The following is a 17,042-nucleotide window of genomic DNA, read 5'->3' as shown; positions in this document are numbered from 1 at the left end:
CGTCTCGCGAGCGCGTCGAGCGGCTTCGTCCTGGCGTACCGTGGGGCACGCCGGGCTCAGAAGACCACAGGCAGCGCCCTCACCCCGCGCAGCAGATGGCTCTGGTTCCACTCGAGCTCACGGGAAGATGCGGTCAGGGCGAGGCGGGGAAAGCGACGAAAGAGCGCGCCCAGGGCGATCGCGCCCTCCATCCGCGCGAGCGGCGCGCCAAGGCAGGCATGAACGCCGTACCCGAACGCGACATGCCGGTTCGGCTGGCGGGTGATGTCGAAGGTGTCCGGATCGACGAACTGCTCGGGATCGCGGTTGGCCGCCAGGATCCCCGCGACGATGGGCTCTCCTGCGCGGATGCGCGCGCCGCGCAGCTCCACGTCGGTGAGCGCCCAGCGCATCGATGTCGTCTCGACCGGGCTCTCGTAACGCAGAACCTCCTCGACGACCAAGCCGATGATCTCCGGCCGCTCCCGGAGCTTCGCGAGCTCGCTCGGATGCTCGAGGAGCGTGAGAGTGCCGTTCCCGATGAGGTTGGCCGAGGTCTCGTGCCCTGCGACGAGAAGGAGAAACGTCATGCTCAGGAGCTCTTTCGTGGTGAGCCTGTCGTCGCCCTGATCCTCGGCGGCGACGAGCGCGCTCAGAAGATCGTCGCCCGGCGCCGCGCGCCGCTCCTCGAAGACCGAGTGAAAGTACGTGGCGAACTCGGACACCGCCGCCGCGCGCCGCTCGAGATCCTCGGGCGTGGCGGCCGGGGCGGCAAGGATCTTCGTCCACGCGCGGAACCGCTCCCGCTCCGCGTAGGGGACCCCGAGCAGCTCGGCGATCACCGCGATGGGCAGGAGAAACGCGAAGTCGGCGATCAGATCCATGCCGCCCTGGCCCTCGATCTCGTCGAGCAGCGCATCGCTGATCGCCTCGATATGCGATCGCATGCCCTCGACGATGCGCGGCGAGAAGGCCCGTTGCACGAAGGCCCGCAGCCGGGTGTGATCGGGCGGATCCGACGTCAGCATGTGGCGGCTGATCTGCAAGGCCGGATCGCCGAGCAGCGGCGACGTCTGCCGCCCGTGCGAGGCGAGCTTCTCGACGTCGTTGGTGAAGCGGGGGTCCCTCAACAGGGCGAGGCAGTCATCGTGGCGCGTCGCCATCCATAGAGGCACGCCGAAATGCGGCGCGATGATCTGGCACACCGGGGTCGCCTGGCGCAGCCGCGCGTAGATCCCGTGCGGGCTGGCGCGGCCCGCCGCTGAAAAGAGCTCACGACTCACTTCCTCGGGATTCATGACATGGCTCCTTGGATCACGGGAGAACAGGCGAGCGAGGCGGCGATGAGGGACGCGAGGGCAGCGCGAATGGCACCAGCGACGCGCTCGATCGTCGCGGCGCGGTACGTGTTCTCGCTGTAAACGAAGAGGATCTGCAGCCGCCCCTCGCTCACGTGGCAAAAGAGGATGAGCCGGAGCCCCACGTGGTTGTTGGGCGAGTATTCCAGGCCTGCAAACTCGCTCGCGAAGCGGAACCTCGGCGCGCCGAGCAGGATCTTCTCGCGGTGGCCCGAGTTGACGTAGGCGATCTCGGGCTCGATGGCGGCCAGCTCCTCGCGGATCGACGCGTCGTCGCTCAGGAACCGGAGCGGCCCGTAGGAGAAGCTCCTGGCCACGGCGGCGCGGAGCTGCCCCTGGATCGCCCGGAGAGCGTCCAACGGCGACGCGGACTCCGATGCATCCAGCCATACGACGTACGGCTGCACGAAGTAACCCACCGTGCGGGAGACATCCACGTCCGGGATGGGCGCGTCGCGCCCGTGGCGCACGGCGCTGACGAGCAGGGAACGCCGCCCCGTCAGCGACTCCATCCCGAGCGCGATGCCGGTGAGCAGGACGTCGTCGACCGTGGCTCGCTGCTGGCGCGGCAGATCGCGGAGCACCGCCCGGGTCTCGTCGACCGACAGGTCCATCGACGCGACCGCCAGCCCGGCGAACAGCGGCGGACCGGTGAGCTCATCTGTCGGCAACGGCGCGCGCGCCCTGCGGGCGATGCCCTGCCAGTAGGGGAAATCCGCCAGCACCGACGCGCTCTGCGCATGCTCGCTGAGCCGCTGCGCCCAGCGCTGGTACGACATCGTCTTGACGGGCAGCCGGATCGGCGCGCCGCGCGCGAGCTGCTCGTACGCCGCCTGGATGTCCTCCAGGAGAATGGATTGCGAGATCTCGTCCATCACCAGGTGATGGCACGCGAGCAGGAACCGGAACGGCCCTCGGGGCCCGAGCCGGAGCAGCGCCGCGCGCAGCAGCGGGCCATGCGCCAGGTCGATGCTCGCGTTGACGCGATTGGCCTCCATCGCGATCGCCATCGGCACCTCTTCCTCGGGGTGCGACGACAGATCGATGGTCTGCCAGAACGCCTCCTCGCTCACCGACGGCTTGTGCGCCTGCGTCCAGCCGCCGACCGGCCGCTGCGTAAAGCGCAGGCGCAGCGCGTCGTGGTGCTCTATCACCGCGCGGCACGCCGCCTCGAGCAACGCGGGCTCGGTGTCGTCGGCGATCTCGAGCAGGAGGGACATGGTGAAGTGGTGAGGCTCCTGTATGCGCTCGGAGAGGAACACGAGCTGGATCGGCGTCAGCGGCGCTTCCCCGGCTGGTCGCTCCTGCGAGTCGGCCTGTCCCGCCGCGATCTCGGCGGCCTCGGCCAGCCGCTCGACGGTCGGGCGCTGCACGAGCTGACCGGGCGAGATGCGAATTCCTTGCTGGCCCGCGCGGGACGCGACGCGCACGGCCAGCAGCGAGTCCCCGCCGAGCTCGAAGAAGTCGTCGTGGATGCCCACCCGCGGGAGCCCCAGGACCTCGGCCCAGATCCGCGCGAGGGCGCCCTCGACGGGCGTGCGCGGCGCGGCGACCTCTTCCGCGAGCGCTCGTCGCCCTGGATCCGGCGCCGGGAGGCCGCGGCGGTCGATCTTCCCGGCTGGCGTGAGCGGCAGAGCGTCCAGCACCACGTAGGCCGCGGGCACCATGAAGTCGGGGAGCCGCTCGAGCAGGTGCTCGCGCAGGGCGCCCTGGGTCGGCGGGGGGCCTGGGTGGCGGGGCACGACGTAGGCCACGAGCCGCTTGACGGCGTGCGCGTCGTCCCGCGCTACGACCACCGCCTGCAGCACCGCCGGGTGACCCGCCAGCGCCGCCTCCACCTCGCCCAGCTCGATCCTGAACCCCCGCACCTTCACCTGGAAGTCGCTGCGGCCGAGGAACTCAAGCGCGCCGTCAGGCGAGAACCTGGCCTCATCGCCCGTGCGGAACATCCTGGCCCCCGCCACGCCGCGGAAAGGATCGGGCACGAACTTGCTGGCCGTCAGATCCGGCCGGCGGAGGTAGCCCCGCGCGACCCCCTCACCGCCGAGGTAAAGCATGCCCCGGGTGCCCGGCGGCACCGGCTCCAGGTCCGCGTCGAGGACATAGGCCGTGGTGTTCGCGATGGGGCGGCCGATCGGGACGGCGCCGCGCTGCGGGGCGTCCACGTGATGCAGCGTCGACCAGATCGTCGTCTCGGTCGGCCCGTAGAGGTTCCACACGTCCGCGCCCGTTGCGCGCAGGCGCTCCGCCAGGTCGGCGGCGAGCGCCTCGCCCCCGCACAGGATCTTGAGGCCCGCGCCCTCGGTCCATCCGGCCTCCAGCAGCATCCGCCAGGTCGCGGGCGTCGCCTGCATCACGGTGGGGGCGACCTCTTCCACGAGCGCCCTGAGCGCGGCGCCGTCGGCCGCCACGCTCCGGGGCGCGAGCACGACGCGCGCGCCGACCGTGAGCGGAAGGTAGAGCTCGAGCCCCGCGATGTCGAACGACACGGTCGTGACGGCCAGCAGAACATCGCCTGCCGTGACGCCTGGGCGCTCGGCCATCGCGCGGAGGAAATTGACCACCGCCCGGCGCGTCACCTGCACGCCGACAGGCTTGCCCGTGGATCCCGAGGTGTAGATCACGTAGGCGAGGCCCGTGCCCGACGGCCGCTCGCCGCCCCACGCTCCCCCTGGAGAGGCGCCCGGATCGTCGATGTCGATGATGTGGGCGCCGCGCGGCGCGGGTAGATCCGCGGGCGCACGCCGAACGAGCAGCGCCGCGGGCCGCGCATCATCGAGCATGTACGCGAGCCGCTCGCGCGGGTAGGTCGGATCGAGCGGCACGTAGGCGCCGCCCGCCCGCAGGACGGCGAGCAGCGCGATCACCAGGTCGATCCCGCGCTCGATCAGGATCGCCACGAGCACCTCCGGCCCCACCCCCGCGGCCCGCAGGCGACTCGCCAGCGCGTCGACCCGGGCCTCTAGCGCCCGGTAGGTCAGCGTCTCCTCGCCGCAGGTCAGGGCGGCGGCGTCGGGCGACCGCGCCGCTTGCGCCGCGATGAGGTCGTGCACGCACGCGACCGGCGGCGGCTCCGCCGCTGTGCGGTTCCAGTCGAAGAGCACCGTTCGCCGTTGCTCCTGCGTCATGAGCGGCAGCGCCGCCGCACGCCGATCGGGGTCGACCGCCGCGCCCGCGAGCAGCGTCGTGAGGTGCTCGGCGATCCGCGCGATCGTCGCGGCCTCGAACAGGCTCGAGTCATAGGTGAGCGCGCCTTGGAGGACGCCCTCCCGTCGGCTCAGCGCGAGCCCGAGGTCGAACGGGGCCGCGTCGAGCGGCACGTGCTCTGCCGACACCTCCAGGCCGGGGAACGCGACGCCGGGATCGGCGTCGGCGATCTCGAATGTCACCTGGAAGAGCGGCGTCCGGCTGGTGTCGCGCGCTGGGTTCAGCGCATCCAGGAGCGCCCCGAACGGGACCGCTGCGCTCACCCGCGCGTCGCGCAGCGCGGCCTCGCTCTCCCGAATCAGCGCGCGGAAAGTGGCGTCGCGGCCAACGGACACGCGCACCGGGAGCCAGTCCGAGAGCGGCCCGACCACGCGCGCGAGCTCGGGGCTGGAGCGCCCATCGACCGGAACCCCCACCGAGAGGTCGCCTTGCCCCGACCAGCGGTGGAGCATCACCGCGAACCCGGCCAGCAGGACGGCGGACAGGCTGCACCCCTCGCGGCGGGCGATCTGCGAGAGAGAGTCCACGAGGGGCGCGGGCATCTCGACCGGGTACGCGGCGCCGCGCCGGGAGTTGCGCACGATGGGCCGAGGCCGGTCGGGCGGCAGGTCGAGCGGCGGCACGCCAGCCAGCCGGCGCCGCCAGAAATCGATCCGCGCCGCGGCCTCGTCCGTCTGCACCCAGGCGCGCTCCCCGTCGGCGAGCGCGACGAAGCCGCGGCGCCCCTCCCCTGCGGCGGGGGCGCGCGACGCGAGCTCATCGAACAACGTGGCGAGCGAGCCACGGTCGGCCACGATCTGGTGCGCGATGAGCGCGAGCACATGCGCCTCGTCGCCGAGCTCCACGAGGAGCCCGCGCAGGAGGGGTCCGCCCTGGAGATCGAACGGGCGCCGGGCCTCCTGCTGCAGGAGGCGCCGGAGCGCCGGCTCGCCCTCGCCGGGGGGAAGCGCCCGCATATCCACGCGGACGAGCGGCGACCGCACCTCGATCCCGATCCTGCCGACTGGCCCGCTTTCATCAAGCCCGAACGTCGCGCGCAGGATCTCGTGCCGCTTCAGGCTCTCCGTGAGGGCCGCCTCCAGCGCGCCCACCCGGAGAGGGCCCACGAGGCGCCACGCAAGGGCGACGTGGTGGCTCGGACTCCCGGGATCGAGCTCGTTCAGGATCCAGTGGCGGCGCTGCCTGAGAGAGAGACCAAACGTCTCGAGCGGGCTGTCCATTGTCACACCATCCTATCGGCTCTGCATTGCAATGCGCGTCGAGAAGAAGAAGGTGGCGCGGCCCGAGCGGGGGCGATCAAGACAGGGCATCGAGGCCCGCGCCGCCCAGGGCGTAGAGCGTGGCTTGGCGGCGATTCCGGCGCTGACGTGCCGCCCCGTGCGAGCCTGCGCCCGCGCAGCACAGGAGGCGCGACGGGCCCGAGCCGGCGCCGTCAAACCAGCGAAGACCCGCCGTCGACGACGAGCGTCTGGCCGTGGATCCAGCCAGCGTCCGGCGAGGCGAGGAAGCCGACGACCCGGGCCAGGTCCTCGGGCGTGCCCAGCCGCCCGGCGGGCGTCCGCCGGACCATCTCGTCCTTGATACGCCCGAGCGACGGGGACATCCTCAGGACATCCGACTCCACGAGCCCGCCGGAGACGCCGTTCACCCGGATGCCCTTCGGCGCCAGCTCCGCGGCCAGATAGCGCACCTGGGCCTCCAGCGCTGCCTTGGAAATGCCGATCGCGCCGTAGGCGGGCACGACACGCTGCGCGCCGAGGCTGGAGATCGCGACGATCGTCCCGCCGCCCCGGCGCTCCATCGCCGGGGCGAGCCCTTGCGCGAGCAGCATGAAGGCGCGGGCATTGACGTTGAGGCTGAGCTCCCAGTCGTCCAGCCGCAGGCGATGGAGGGGGATGAAGACACCCGCCGCGGCATTATGGACGAGCACGTCGATGCAGCCGAACGCCGCCAGACTGGCGTCGACGAGCCGCCGGACCGCGGCCGGGTCACCGACGTCGGCCTGCACGACCGTGCACGCGACCCCGAGCCGCGCGAGGTCATCCGCCGTGCGCTGGGCCGCGTCGACGTCGCGCAAGTAATTGACGACCACGCGCGCCCCCATCGCCGCGAGGCGCAGCGCGATCGCCCGACCGATGCCGCGCGACGCGCCTGTCACGAGCGCCGCCTTGCCGTCCAATGCACGTTCCATGGGCCTCTCTCGTCAAAAGACTTTCATCCGGAACCAGCGGTAAAGGAGCGTCAGACAGATCGCGTCGAGCGCCGCGGCCACCGCCCAGCTCGCGAGGACGCTCGCGCTGAAGACCGGCTCGGCCTCCGCCTGATACACCCAATACACCGGGATGACGCCGAGCAGGAGCCGCGCGGGCGAGCTCGTGAAGAAGCTGATGAGGGGGAGCATGAGCAGCAAGTTGAGCCCCTTGAGCACGGTGACTCCCTCGATCTTGTTCTTGGCGATCGTGACCACGAGCAGCGCGATGAGCGGGGAGCTCAGCCCGAAGAGGACCGCGGAGACGAGCGCGCGCCCCACGTCCGGCGCGATGATGCCCGAGAAGAGCATCGCCCCGCCGGCGCTCAGGCTGCCGAGGGCGACGACGAACGACATCCTGTACAGGATGAACGCCATCGGCGAGATGGGCATCACGCGCAGGACCGTGAACAGGCCGTCGTCCTTCTCGTCGAGCATGATGAAGGCGGCGATGAACGCCGGGAACGCCGAGAACATCCCGCAGACGAACGCGAGCAGGATCCGGTTGTAACCGGCGACGATCGGGAAGCGCGAAACGATGTGGGGGAAGCCGAAGCGCAGCGCCAGCACGAGGAAGACGGGCATGACGAACAGCGCTGTCAGCGCCTTGTCCCGGAAGATGTGCTTGAAGTCGTTGCGCATGAGCGCGAAGAAACGGCTCATGCTCCCTTGCCTCCGCGGATGATGTGGACCTCGAACGAGCGGGCCGCCGCGGCGTAGGCGATGCCGATCCACAGGGCGAGGTAGAGCGCCGCATACGCGAGCTTCGCCGGGGAGACCGCGCGAAACGCGGCCTCGAACAGGATGAGGGATGCCTGGGAAGGAATGATGTAGAACCAGAAGGCGTCCATGACCCCGAACAGGCCCAGGAGGGGCAGGCAGAGCGGCGCGAGGAAGAGGGGGACCACGATGATGTATTGATTGAACGTCGTGACTCGGGCGACCCCGGTGAAGCCCAGCATGACGAAGAGGAGCGACGAGAGGACGATCGCCAGGATGAGGAAGCCCCAGTTCGCGACGGCGCCACCAGCGGCGAGCGCCATGACGACGCTGGCGGGGACGGCGATCAGGGTCAGCGAGATGGCCTTGGACCAGAGATATTGCCACCTCCGGAGCGGCGTCACCGTGATCGCGCGAAGGATGTTCGCGTCCTTCTCGAAGAGCACCAGCGCCCCGATGAACATGAACCCGAGCATCGACGGGTCGGTGTACAAGAGGAGGACGAGGATCTCCTCCGTGCCCGCCGCGGGGAGCGCCCGGAAGAGCAGGATATAAAGCGCCGTGACGACGCAGGCGACAGCGACGATGTTGTACCGCGCCTGCAGCTTGAGGTCCCAGAGAATCGTGGATAGCAGCCTGTTCATTACGCGTGTCACCTTCCTGGCTCTCTCGCCCGCGAGCGCGTCACGCGAGGTGCGCCCCGGTCGCGTCGACGAACACCTTCTCCAGCGTCGCCTCCTGCGAATGGATGGCCTGGACCCGCTCATCCTGGAGGATGCGCAGGAACTCCGCGTTGGCGCCGAGCCCGTCCAGCGGGAACTCGCGCGTCGTCAGCCCGTCGCGCTCGAACTCGACCCGCACCGTCCGCTGCCCCGCCTGGAGCTTGAGGGTCTTCGGGGTCTCGATGAGCTTGATCTCCCCGCCCACGATGAAGGCGACGCGATCACAGAGCTCCTCCGCGTCGTGCATGTTGTGCGTCGTGATGACGATCGTCTTGCCGCGCCGCTTGAGGTCCATGATGATGTTCTTCATCGCCCGCGCGTTCACCGGGTCGAGGCCCGATGTGGGTTCGTCGAGGAAGACGATCTCCGGATCGTGCAGCAGCGCCCTCACGAAGTTGAGGCGCATCTTCATCCCCTTGGAGAAGTCCTCGACCTTCTTCCCGGCGTGCTCGCGCAGGCCGACCAGCTCGAGCAGGTGCACCGGATCCTGCGTCTTCTTCCTGTAGAACGACGCGAAAAACTGGAGGTTCTCGACGGCCGTGAGCTTCCGGTAGTGATTGGGGAGCTCGAAGCCGACGCCGACGTGCTCGTAGTAGTCGTCTTGCCAGTCTCGCAGCTTCCTGTCGAGCACGACGACCTCGCCCTCGAAGCCCTTGAGCAGGCGGATGAGCACGTTCAGCGTCGTGCTCTTCCCCGCGCCGCTCGGGCCGAGAAAGCCGAAGATTTCACCCGCCTGGACGCGGAAGCTGATGCCCTTCACCGTCGGGGACGTGCCCTTCGGGTAGGTGTAAACGAGATTCTCGACCTGGATCATGACTCCACCTCGATGACTACTCCTCCAAGAAGCGCCGGATCGCGCCCGCGGAGAGCGGAAGCGCGGGCTCCTCGATCAGGTTGAAATGGTCGCACGGGATCTCCACGACCTCGAGCTGCCCGGTGACGAGCTTCCGCCAATCGCCGACATAGTCGTAGTTACCGTAGACGTCATAGTGCCCCACGCCCGTCCAGCTGCTCTCCTCCAGGAAGATGTTCGCCTTGAGGTAGAGGACGTCAGAACCGCCATAGGGCGGCGGACGGTAGCTGTTGTACGTCACCTCGGTATAGTCGCCGAGCTTGATGCACCCGCGGATGTAGTTGTAGATGTCGTCGGCCGACATCGCGTTCTTGCCGCGCGCCTTGGCCAGCTTGGCGACGTGGGCCACGTGCAGCTTGACCGGCACGTCCTCGAGATCCTTACTCGTGACGAACGCCTTGCCGTCCTTCTTCGCTCCGGCGAACTCGTTCGCCATCATGATGGTGAGGAAGTTGTCGTCGTGTCCGAAGGTCTTGAAGAAGATGTCGACGGCGGCGTCCACGGGGGGAATGGTGTCGAACAGGGTGAGGTGCGCGACGCCGTGGCCCGTGGCGTGGAGGCGGTGGGCGATCTCCAGGGCCACGAGCCCCCCGTACGAGTAGCCGGCGATGTTGTAGGGGCCCTCCGGCTGCACGAGGCGCATGCAGCGGATGTAGTGCTCCACGATCTCGTCGAAGGAGTGCGGGATGAGCTTGTTGTCGACGCCGCGTGCCTGGAAGGCATAGAAGGGGTAATCCGGGCCGAGCGCCCGCTGGAGGCTGTTGTAGATCGCAGCGTACCCGGGGCCGCCGTGCACCCAGAAGGAGGGGCGCCGGCTGCCCTTCGTGTTGAGCGGCACGATCTCGGGCGGCAGCTTCGCCCGGGCCGGCGCGAGCGCGCGGGGGCGGGCCGGCGCCGGCGCCGCGGCGGCGGGCTCCTCGTAGCCGATCTCCTGCTTGACGAAGGCGGCGAACTCCCGGAGCGTCGGATGGTCGAAGATGCCCGTCATCGGGATGAGGTCGCCGAAGCGCTGCTGGACTCGCTGGATGATCACCGAGGCGAGGATGGAATCGATCCCGTAATCCACGAAGTTCGTGTCGGGGTCGAGCCCTTCCATATCGGCCCGGAGCTCTTCCGCGAAGAGCGCGCGCAGCTCCGTGAGCACGGGATCGGCGTCGCGGAGGGCCACAGGCGGCGTGGCCGGGGCGGCGGCCACCGGCCGCGATGAAGGCTTCGCCGCGATGACGCTCTGCCGCAGGGCCCAGTGCCGCTTGCGCTCGAAGGGGTAGGTCGGCGCCGGGACGCGGCGGACCGCCGCGCCCCGGCGCAGGTCGGTCCACCGCACCTTGGCTCCGGCGACCCAGCGCTGCGCAAGCGCGCCGAGGTCCCGCTTCTCGAGCAGCGACGCCGCCTCTCGGTCGCGCTCCTCCTCTCCCGGGTCGCCCGCCTTGCTGGCCGCGGCGCTCCCTCGATGAAGCTCCGGGACGGCCCCCGCGCCGTCGCGGTGACGCGCCAGCTTGTCCTGGACCTCTTGCAGGCTCCGGGCCGTGAAGGCGAGCCGCTCGGGCAACTCTTCGCGCCCGATCTGCAGGGTGTAGGCGAGATCGGGCAGAGAGGGCGCATCACCGGCGCTGAGCGCGCGGTCGATGTGGCTGGCCAGCGCCTCGGCGTAGGCGTCGAGCCGCCCGGGCGTCTTCGCCGAGAGCACGATGAGCTCGGGAGCGTCCGGCCGGTGCGCGGCGCCCGGCGGGGCCACGTACTCCTCGAGGACGACGTGCGCGTTGACGCCGCCGAAGCCGAACGAGCTGACCCCGGCCCGGCGCGGTATCTGCCGCCCTTCCTCGTCACGCAGCGGCTCCCAGGGCCTCGTCCGGTCGACGAGATGGAAGGGCGTCCCGTCCAGCTTCACGTACGGGTTGAGCTCCTTCAGATGGAGCATGCCCGGCAAGACCTTGTGCTGCATCGAAAGCACGACCTTGATGAGGCCGGCGATGCCAGCCGCGGGCTCGAGGTGCCCGATGTTGGTCTTCACCGAGCCCAGCCCGCAGTACCCCACGCGCTGGATGGGCCGCTGTCGCGCCGCGGCGAGCTGCCGGAACGCCAGCTTGATCCCGTCGATCTCGACCGGGTCGCCCAGCTTGGTCCCGGTGCCGTGCAGCTCCAAGTATGCGATGGTCTCCGGGTCGACGCCGGCGCCGCGGTACGCGTCGCAGAGCAGCGCCGCTTGCGCCTCGGAGTTCGGGGCCGTCAACGACGCAGCCTTGCCGCCGTGATTGGTCGCGGCCCCGCGGAGCACGGCGTAGATGTGGTCGCGGTCCTCGATCGCGCGGCGGAGCGGCTTGAGCACCACCGCCCCGCCGCCCTCGCCGCGCACGTAGCCGTTCGCGCTGGCGTCGAGCGTCTTGCAGCGGCCGTCCGGCGAGAGGATGCCCAGGGCCTCGGCGGCCATGGTCGTGTACGGGTTGATCATCAGGGAGATGCCCCCGGCGATGGCGAGCTCGCTCTCGCCGCTCTGCAGCGAGCACATCGCCCGGTGCACGGCCACCAGCGCGCTCGAGCAGGCGGTGTTGTACGGCTCGCTCGGGCCCCTGAGGTTGAGCTGATAGGAGATGCGGTTGACGAGGATCGAGTGCTCGTTGCCGAGGCCCATCTGGGCGTTGATCTCGCCCTGCTGGCCGAGGAGCTGCTTGTAATCGTTGAACTGCACGCCGGCGAAGACGCCGACCCGACGACCGGAGAACGCCGACGCGCGGTAGCCGGCATCCTCGATGGCCTTCCAGACGATCTCCAGGAAGATCCGCTGCTGCGGATCCATCATGTCGGCCTCGATCGGCGAGATATTGAAGAAGCGCGCGTCGAACTTGTCGATGTCGTCGATGAAGCTGCCCCAGCGGGCGCGCGGCGTGATCCTCTCCGGTGCGATGGCGTCGTACTGCTCCCGGGTCCATCGATCGGCGGGGACCTCCGTGACGAGATCGCGGCCTTCCTGCAGGTTGCGCCAGAACTCGCCAAGATCCCGCGAGCCTGCAAAGACGCCGGCCATCCCGATGATGGCGATTGGCTCGGCCCCCCTGGTCGCCGGGGCGTCGCCGACGGAGGTCACTCGAGGGGCGCCTTCCGGCGCCGGCGCCGCCGCGCTCGGCGCCGCCGCGGAGGAGGGAGTGGGACGCTCGTAGTAGGCGCGGATCGCGCTGCCGGAGGCGTCGAGCAAGTGCTGGCCCAGGCCCCGGACGCTGCTGCGCTCGAAGAACACCGTCGGCGAGACCTCGACGTCGTAAACGCTGCTCACCCGGTCCGCCAGCGCGACGAAGGTCGTGGACTCGAACCCGTAGTCGCCGAGCCCGGCATCGATCTCCAGCCGCTCGGGGCTGAGGCGGATGAGATCCGCCGCGATCCTCTGGAGATCCCGCTCCAGCCTGCGCGAAATCGGGGCATCTCGGCCCTGCGCGCCGGCTGCATCGGGCTCCGATGCAGCCGCCGCCCGGGCGTCCTGGCGGGCGGGTGTGTTCGCCCCCGTGTGCGCCGCGCCGACGCCGTTGTGCTGCGCGCCGACGCCGTTCAGCGGAACCACTGCGTCGTGCAGCGGCCGCCGCGCGCCCTCGCCGCGCGGACCGGCGCCGTCGAGCCGCGCGTCGGTGCCGTTCAGCGGCGCGCCCGCGCCGTTGGGGTTGAGCAGCGTGAACGCGCCGTTCAGCGGCGCGCCCGCGCCGTTGGGGTTGGGCAGCATGAATGCGCCGTCCTCGTGCGGGCTCGCGCGATGGCCGAGGCTGGGCAGGCAGCTGTCCTGCACCCAGCAGCGCTCCCTGGCGAAGGGATAGGTGGGCGCCGACACCCGCCGTGGCGCAGGCATTCCGGCGCCTTCGTAGAGATCGTCCCACGGGATCTCGACGCCCCACGCCCAGAGCTGAGCGAGCTTGTCGAGCTCGCGGTCGCCCGCGAGCCGCCGTAGGAACTCCTTGCCGGCAGGCCCATCCATGAGCCGCTCCGGGATGGCCTCGCCGGGGCGGGCGCTGCCGCGCGAGACACCGGGGATGTCACGCCGGCCCTGGATGTACTCGTCGAGCTTCGCGACGAGATCGCCGAGATCCGACACGACGAGGGCGAGGCGCTCGCGCATGGCCTCGCGGCCCACCTGGAGGGTATAGGCGAGCTCGGCGAGATCCACGTTCGCGGGGACGGTCGCGTCGCCGGACGCTGCGGGGGCGCTGCGAGCCGCGCCCTCGCTCAAGAACGCCGCAACCGCCGCGAGGCTGGGGTGCTCCTCGAAGAGATCCGGCTCGATGCTCACGCCGTACAGCGCGCCGATCCGGTCGGCGAGCTCGGCGAGGGCTATCCCGTCGTCGCAGCAGTCGTGAAGGCGATCGTTGGGATCGAGCGCGGCGGGGTCCACGCCGATGGCGTCGGCGGCGAGGCGCAGCAGCGCCTGCTGCATCGGCTCGCCCGCGCTGTCGGCCGCCGGAGCGCGCGGAGCGCGGATGGGCCGCACGAAGCGCAGGAGCCGAGCGGCGTAGGCGTTGAGCCGCTCCTCACACCTGGCCGAGAGCACGACCAGGTACGGGCCTCTGCACCCCGCGTCCAGGCGCGCCGGTTCGTCGATGTGCTCCGCGAGGACCAGGTGAGCGTTCGCGCCGCCCGCACCGAAGCTGCTGACGCCGACGTGCCGAGGTCGCCCGGAGCCGGCGCCGTCATCGCTCGTCGCGAGCCGTGGCCACGGGGCGAGCTCTCGCTGGACGTAGAAGGGAGTCTGCTCGAAGGGGATGTTGGGGTTCAGCCTCTCGGCGTGCAGGGACGGGGCGAGCTCGCCGTGCTTGAGCTGCAGCAAGACCTTGGTCACCGCGGCGATGCCCGCCGCCGACTCGAGGTGGCCGATGTTCGACTTGACCGAGCCGATGGGACAGCGCTGGAGCGCGCGCGCTCCTTCGCCCTGACGCTGGAAGGCCCTCGCCAGGGCCGAGATCTCGATGGGATCCCCGAGCGCGGTCCCCGTGCCGTGCGCCTCGACATAGGAGATGTCCGCGGGGCCGACCTGCGCACACCGCAACGCCTGGGCGACGAGCTCGGCCTGCGCCTTGGGGTTCGGCACGGTGTAGCCGTTCGTCTTGCCCCCGTGGTTGAGGGCGCTGCCCCGGATGATCGCGTAGATGTGATCGCGATCGCGGACGGCCCGGGACAGCGGCTTGAGCAGGACAGCCCCGACGCCCTCGCCCGGCACGTACCCGTCCCCGCCCTCACCGAAGCTGTGGCAGCGCCCGTCGCTCGCAGCGAAGCGCCCCTGGCTCAGCAGCCAGTATTTGTAGGGGTGCACGGTGACGTTGACCCCGCCGGCGATCGCGACGTCGCACTCCCCGAGCTGGATGCTCCGCCATGCGAGGTGGATCGCCGCGAGCGACGACGAGCACATGGTGTCGATCGCGAGGCTCGGGCCGGAGAGGTTGAAGAAATACGAGACGCGATTGGCGATCGAGGCGAAGGAAGAGCCGTAGATGAGCCCGCGCTGCGCGGCCGCGACGTCGGCGCCGAAGAGCTGGTAGTGGCCGTACATGACGCCGACGAAGACGCCCACCTTCGAGCGCGCGAGCCGCTCGCGTGTATATCCGGCGTCCTCGACGGCGTGCCAGGTCGTCTCGAGGAAGAGGCGCTCCTGGGGATCGATGAGCTCGGCCTCCTTGGGCGAGATGTTGAAGAAGAGCGGGTCGAACTTGTCCACATCGCGGAGGAACCCCCCCCATTTGCTGTAGCTGCGGCCGAGCTTGCCCCTCTCGGGGTCGTAGAAGCCGTCCAGGCTCCAGCGGTCGGGCGGGATCTCGGAGATGCAATCGCGCCCCTGACGGAGGTTGCTCCAGAACTCATCCAGGTCGTCGGCCATCGGGTAGCGGCCGGCGACGCCGACGATAGCGATCTCCTCGAGGCCCGGCACGGTGGTCGCAGCGGCGTGCCCGGAGGGCTGGATCGGCTGCGCCGTGATCGGCGCGGCAGCCTTCTCCGCCTGCGCGGCGGCGCGCGGCGCCGGCCCGGGCGAGATCGGCGCGGCCCGGCGCGGGAGCGCCGCGCCAGCGCCGGCCTGCTGCCGGATCGCGGCGGCATGGTGCTCCGCGAAGTACCCGGCAAGCTCCTCGAGCGTCTGGTGCTCGAAGAAGAGCGTCTTCGGGAGCTCACCGAAGTGGCGCTCGAGCTCGCGGATCAGGGTCACGATCATGAGCGAGTCGATCCCGAATCGCTCGAACGGATCACGGGACCGGATCGCGGAGGCGGGCAGCTTGATGTGCCTGGAGAGGAGCTCGCGGAGGTGCGCCTCCGCCATGCTCCGCAGGGCGGGAAGATCGTCGTCGACAGCGGCCTCCGCCGCGGCCGGCGCTGCCGCGCTCGCCGGGCTCGGGGCGGTGCTCTCGGCGGCGGACGCCCAGGCCATGAGCCGTCGCGCGGCCTCCGGCTCCCCGTGCAGCACGACGACATGCGGCTCGCCGGACGCGTGGGCCGCGCCGAGCGCCTGAAAGCCCCGCGGCGCGCCGAGCAGCTCGAGTCCCGCGCCACGGAGCCAGGCGCCGAAGGCGGGATCGACCCCCATGCCGCCGTCCGCGAAGAGCGGCCAGCCGATAGAGAGCGTACTCCCCGCGCGCTCGCCGCGCGCGCGCAGGGCTTCCCGCCACGCCGCGAAGCCATCGAGGAAGCTGTTCGCGTACGCGTAGTCGCACTGCCCCACGCTGCCGAGCGCGCCCGCGATGGATGAGAAGAGGACGAAGAAATCGAGCGGCTCCCCCGCGGTGAGCTCGTCGAGAAACAGGCTGCCGCGGACCTTCGGATCGAGCACGGCGCGCACGGCGTCCAGCGTCTTGTTCACGAGGAGCGAATCCCGCACGACGCCGGCGCTGTGAAGGATACCGCGAATGCCGCCGTGTCGGCGGCGCGCCTCGGCGACCAGGCGTTCGACGTCGGAGCGCTGAGTGAGGTCTGCCTGGAGATACACCGCGTCGGCGCCGAGGGCCGAGAGCCTCCGCACGAGCGCCACCCTCGCGGCGTCGGGCGCGGAGCGGCCCGAGAGGACCAGGCGGGTTGCCCCGTGCGTCGCCAGGAGCTCGGCGAACCTCGCGCCCAGGCCGCCGGCGCCGCCGGTGACGAGGTAGGCGCCGTCCGGACGAAGCGGCAGCGTCGCGGGACCGCTGCCCGCCGCAGCGAGAGGCTCGAAACGACGGACGAGCCTCGCGCCGCCCCTGAAGAGCACGTCGGACGCGCCGTCGGAAGCATCGAGCTCGCTCAGCACGGCCTGAACGCAGGCGGCGTCGGACGCGCCGCTCGCGCCCACCGCGGCGCAGCGCAACCGCGGGTCCTCCCGGCGGAGGCTCCGGGCAAAACCAGCGACGCCAGCGTGCTCGGGGCGCCGCGCCCCGTCCCCCGCCGGGTACAGGTAGAGCAGGTCGACCCGCGCGCCACCTCCGGCCGCGAGCAGCGCTTTCGCAAGGAGGAAGAGCGCGAGCGCTCCCCTGCCGAGCGGGGCATCGGGCGCGGGCGCCGCGCGCGACCACAGGTTCACGATCGCGTCAGGGGCACGGTCCGAGGCGCGCAAGGAACGGAGGAGCCGCTCGTAGTCCTCGAAGCGCTCGGGATCGATCTCGTAGGCGTCGCGGCCGGCCTCGCGGTAACGCTCGCCTGGCCGGACGAGCGAGACGCGCGCCCGCTCGCCCGCATGCGCCTGCAGCTGGCGCAGGATCTCCTCTCCGTCGTCGAGGACGACGATGCTCCTGCCCGCGACGCCGCGCCCGTCGCCCGCGGCGGCAGGCGCCCACACGCCCCGGTAGTAGTTGAGAAGCTGAGTCGAAGATGCCGCTGCCGGCTCGGAGCCGGCGGCCACGGTCTGCTTCAGGAGACGGAGCCCCTCCTCGGCGTCGATCAGCCCCGCCTCGATCCGCCTGAGCACCTCTCTCCGCGTAAGCCGCTCTTCCGTAGTCTTCATGATCACCTTGCTGGATTGCTCGTCGAGA

The 17,042-nt window shown here is 70.7% G+C and carries 7 protein-coding genes; all 7 read right to left on the bottom strand.

Translation table 11 applies throughout. The features are described 5' to 3' along the window. Positions 1-56 precede the first annotated feature (56 nt). Complete coding sequence (locus WMF44_RS17180) at positions 57-1,277, bottom strand: cytochrome P450 family protein (RefSeq protein WP_437300188.1); 1,221 nt, start codon at positions 1,275-1,277, stop codon at positions 57-59. Beyond that, entirely contained in the window at positions 1,274-5,764 is a 4,491-nt protein-coding gene (locus tag WMF44_RS17175; protein WP_437300187.1) for an amino acid adenylation domain-containing protein, read from the bottom strand. Before WMF44_RS17175 ends, WMF44_RS17180 begins: the two co-directional genes overlap by 4 nt. 212 nt (positions 5,765-5,976) lie before the next feature. After that, positions 5,977-6,735, bottom strand: a complete 759-nt coding sequence (locus WMF44_RS17170) for an SDR family oxidoreductase (protein WP_437300186.1) — start codon at positions 6,733-6,735, stop codon at positions 5,977-5,979. A 12-nt stretch (positions 6,736-6,747) separates the two neighbouring features. Further along, entirely contained in the window at positions 6,748-7,455 is a 708-nt protein-coding gene (locus WMF44_RS17165; protein WP_437300185.1) for a hypothetical protein, read from the bottom strand. Then, the gene (locus WMF44_RS17160) at positions 7,452-8,156 is read right to left on the bottom strand and encodes an ABC transporter permease (RefSeq protein ID WP_437300184.1); all 705 of its coding nucleotides are present in this window, start codon (positions 8,154-8,156) and stop codon (positions 7,452-7,454) included. Before WMF44_RS17160 ends, WMF44_RS17165 begins: the two co-directional genes overlap by 4 nt. Positions 8,157-8,196: 40 nt before the next feature. After that, complete coding sequence (locus WMF44_RS17155) at positions 8,197-9,048, bottom strand: ABC transporter ATP-binding protein (RefSeq protein ID WP_437300183.1); 852 nt, start codon at positions 9,046-9,048, stop codon at positions 8,197-8,199. A gap of 16 nt (positions 9,049-9,064) precedes the next feature. Beyond that, entirely contained in the window at positions 9,065-17,014 is a 7,950-nt protein-coding gene (locus WMF44_RS17150; RefSeq protein ID WP_437300182.1) for an SDR family NAD(P)-dependent oxidoreductase, read from the bottom strand. Positions 17,015-17,042 lie beyond the last annotated feature (28 nt).

Origin of the sequence: Sorangium sp. So ce426, from assembly GCF_051475585.1 — a bacterium.
In the GTDB taxonomy this organism is placed as follows: Bacteria; Myxococcota_A; Polyangia; order Polyangiales; family Polyangiaceae; genus Sorangium; species Sorangium cellulosum_B.
The sequence above is the reverse complement of the archived record's forward strand: the minus strand, read 5'-3'. Positions and strand labels throughout refer to the sequence as shown.

What these genes read in the sequence shown, in the direction of transcription:
- WMF44_RS17180 (WP_437300188.1), bottom strand. Translation starts at nt 1,277, where the DNA reads ATGAATCCCGAGGAAGTGAGTCGTGAGCTCTTTTCAGCGGCGGGCCGC.
- WMF44_RS17175 (WP_437300187.1), bottom strand. Translation starts at nt 5,764, where the DNA reads ATGGACAGCCCGCTCGAGACGTTTGGTCTCTCTCTCAGGCAGCGCCGC.
- WMF44_RS17170 (WP_437300186.1), bottom strand. Translation starts at nt 6,735, where the DNA reads ATGGAACGTGCATTGGACGGCAAGGCGGCGCTCGTGACAGGCGCGTCG.
- WMF44_RS17165 (WP_437300185.1), bottom strand. Translation starts at nt 7,455, where the DNA reads ATGAGCCGTTTCTTCGCGCTCATGCGCAACGACTTCAAGCACATCTTC.
- WMF44_RS17160 (WP_437300184.1), bottom strand. Translation starts at nt 8,156, where the DNA reads ATGAACAGGCTGCTATCCACGATTCTCTGGGACCTCAAGCTGCAGGCG.
- WMF44_RS17155 (WP_437300183.1), bottom strand. Translation starts at nt 9,048, where the DNA reads ATGATCCAGGTCGAGAATCTCGTTTACACCTACCCGAAGGGCACGTCC.
- WMF44_RS17150 (WP_437300182.1), bottom strand. Translation starts at nt 17,014, where the DNA reads ATGAAGACTACGGAAGAGCGGCTTACGCGGAGAGAGGTGCTCAGGCGG.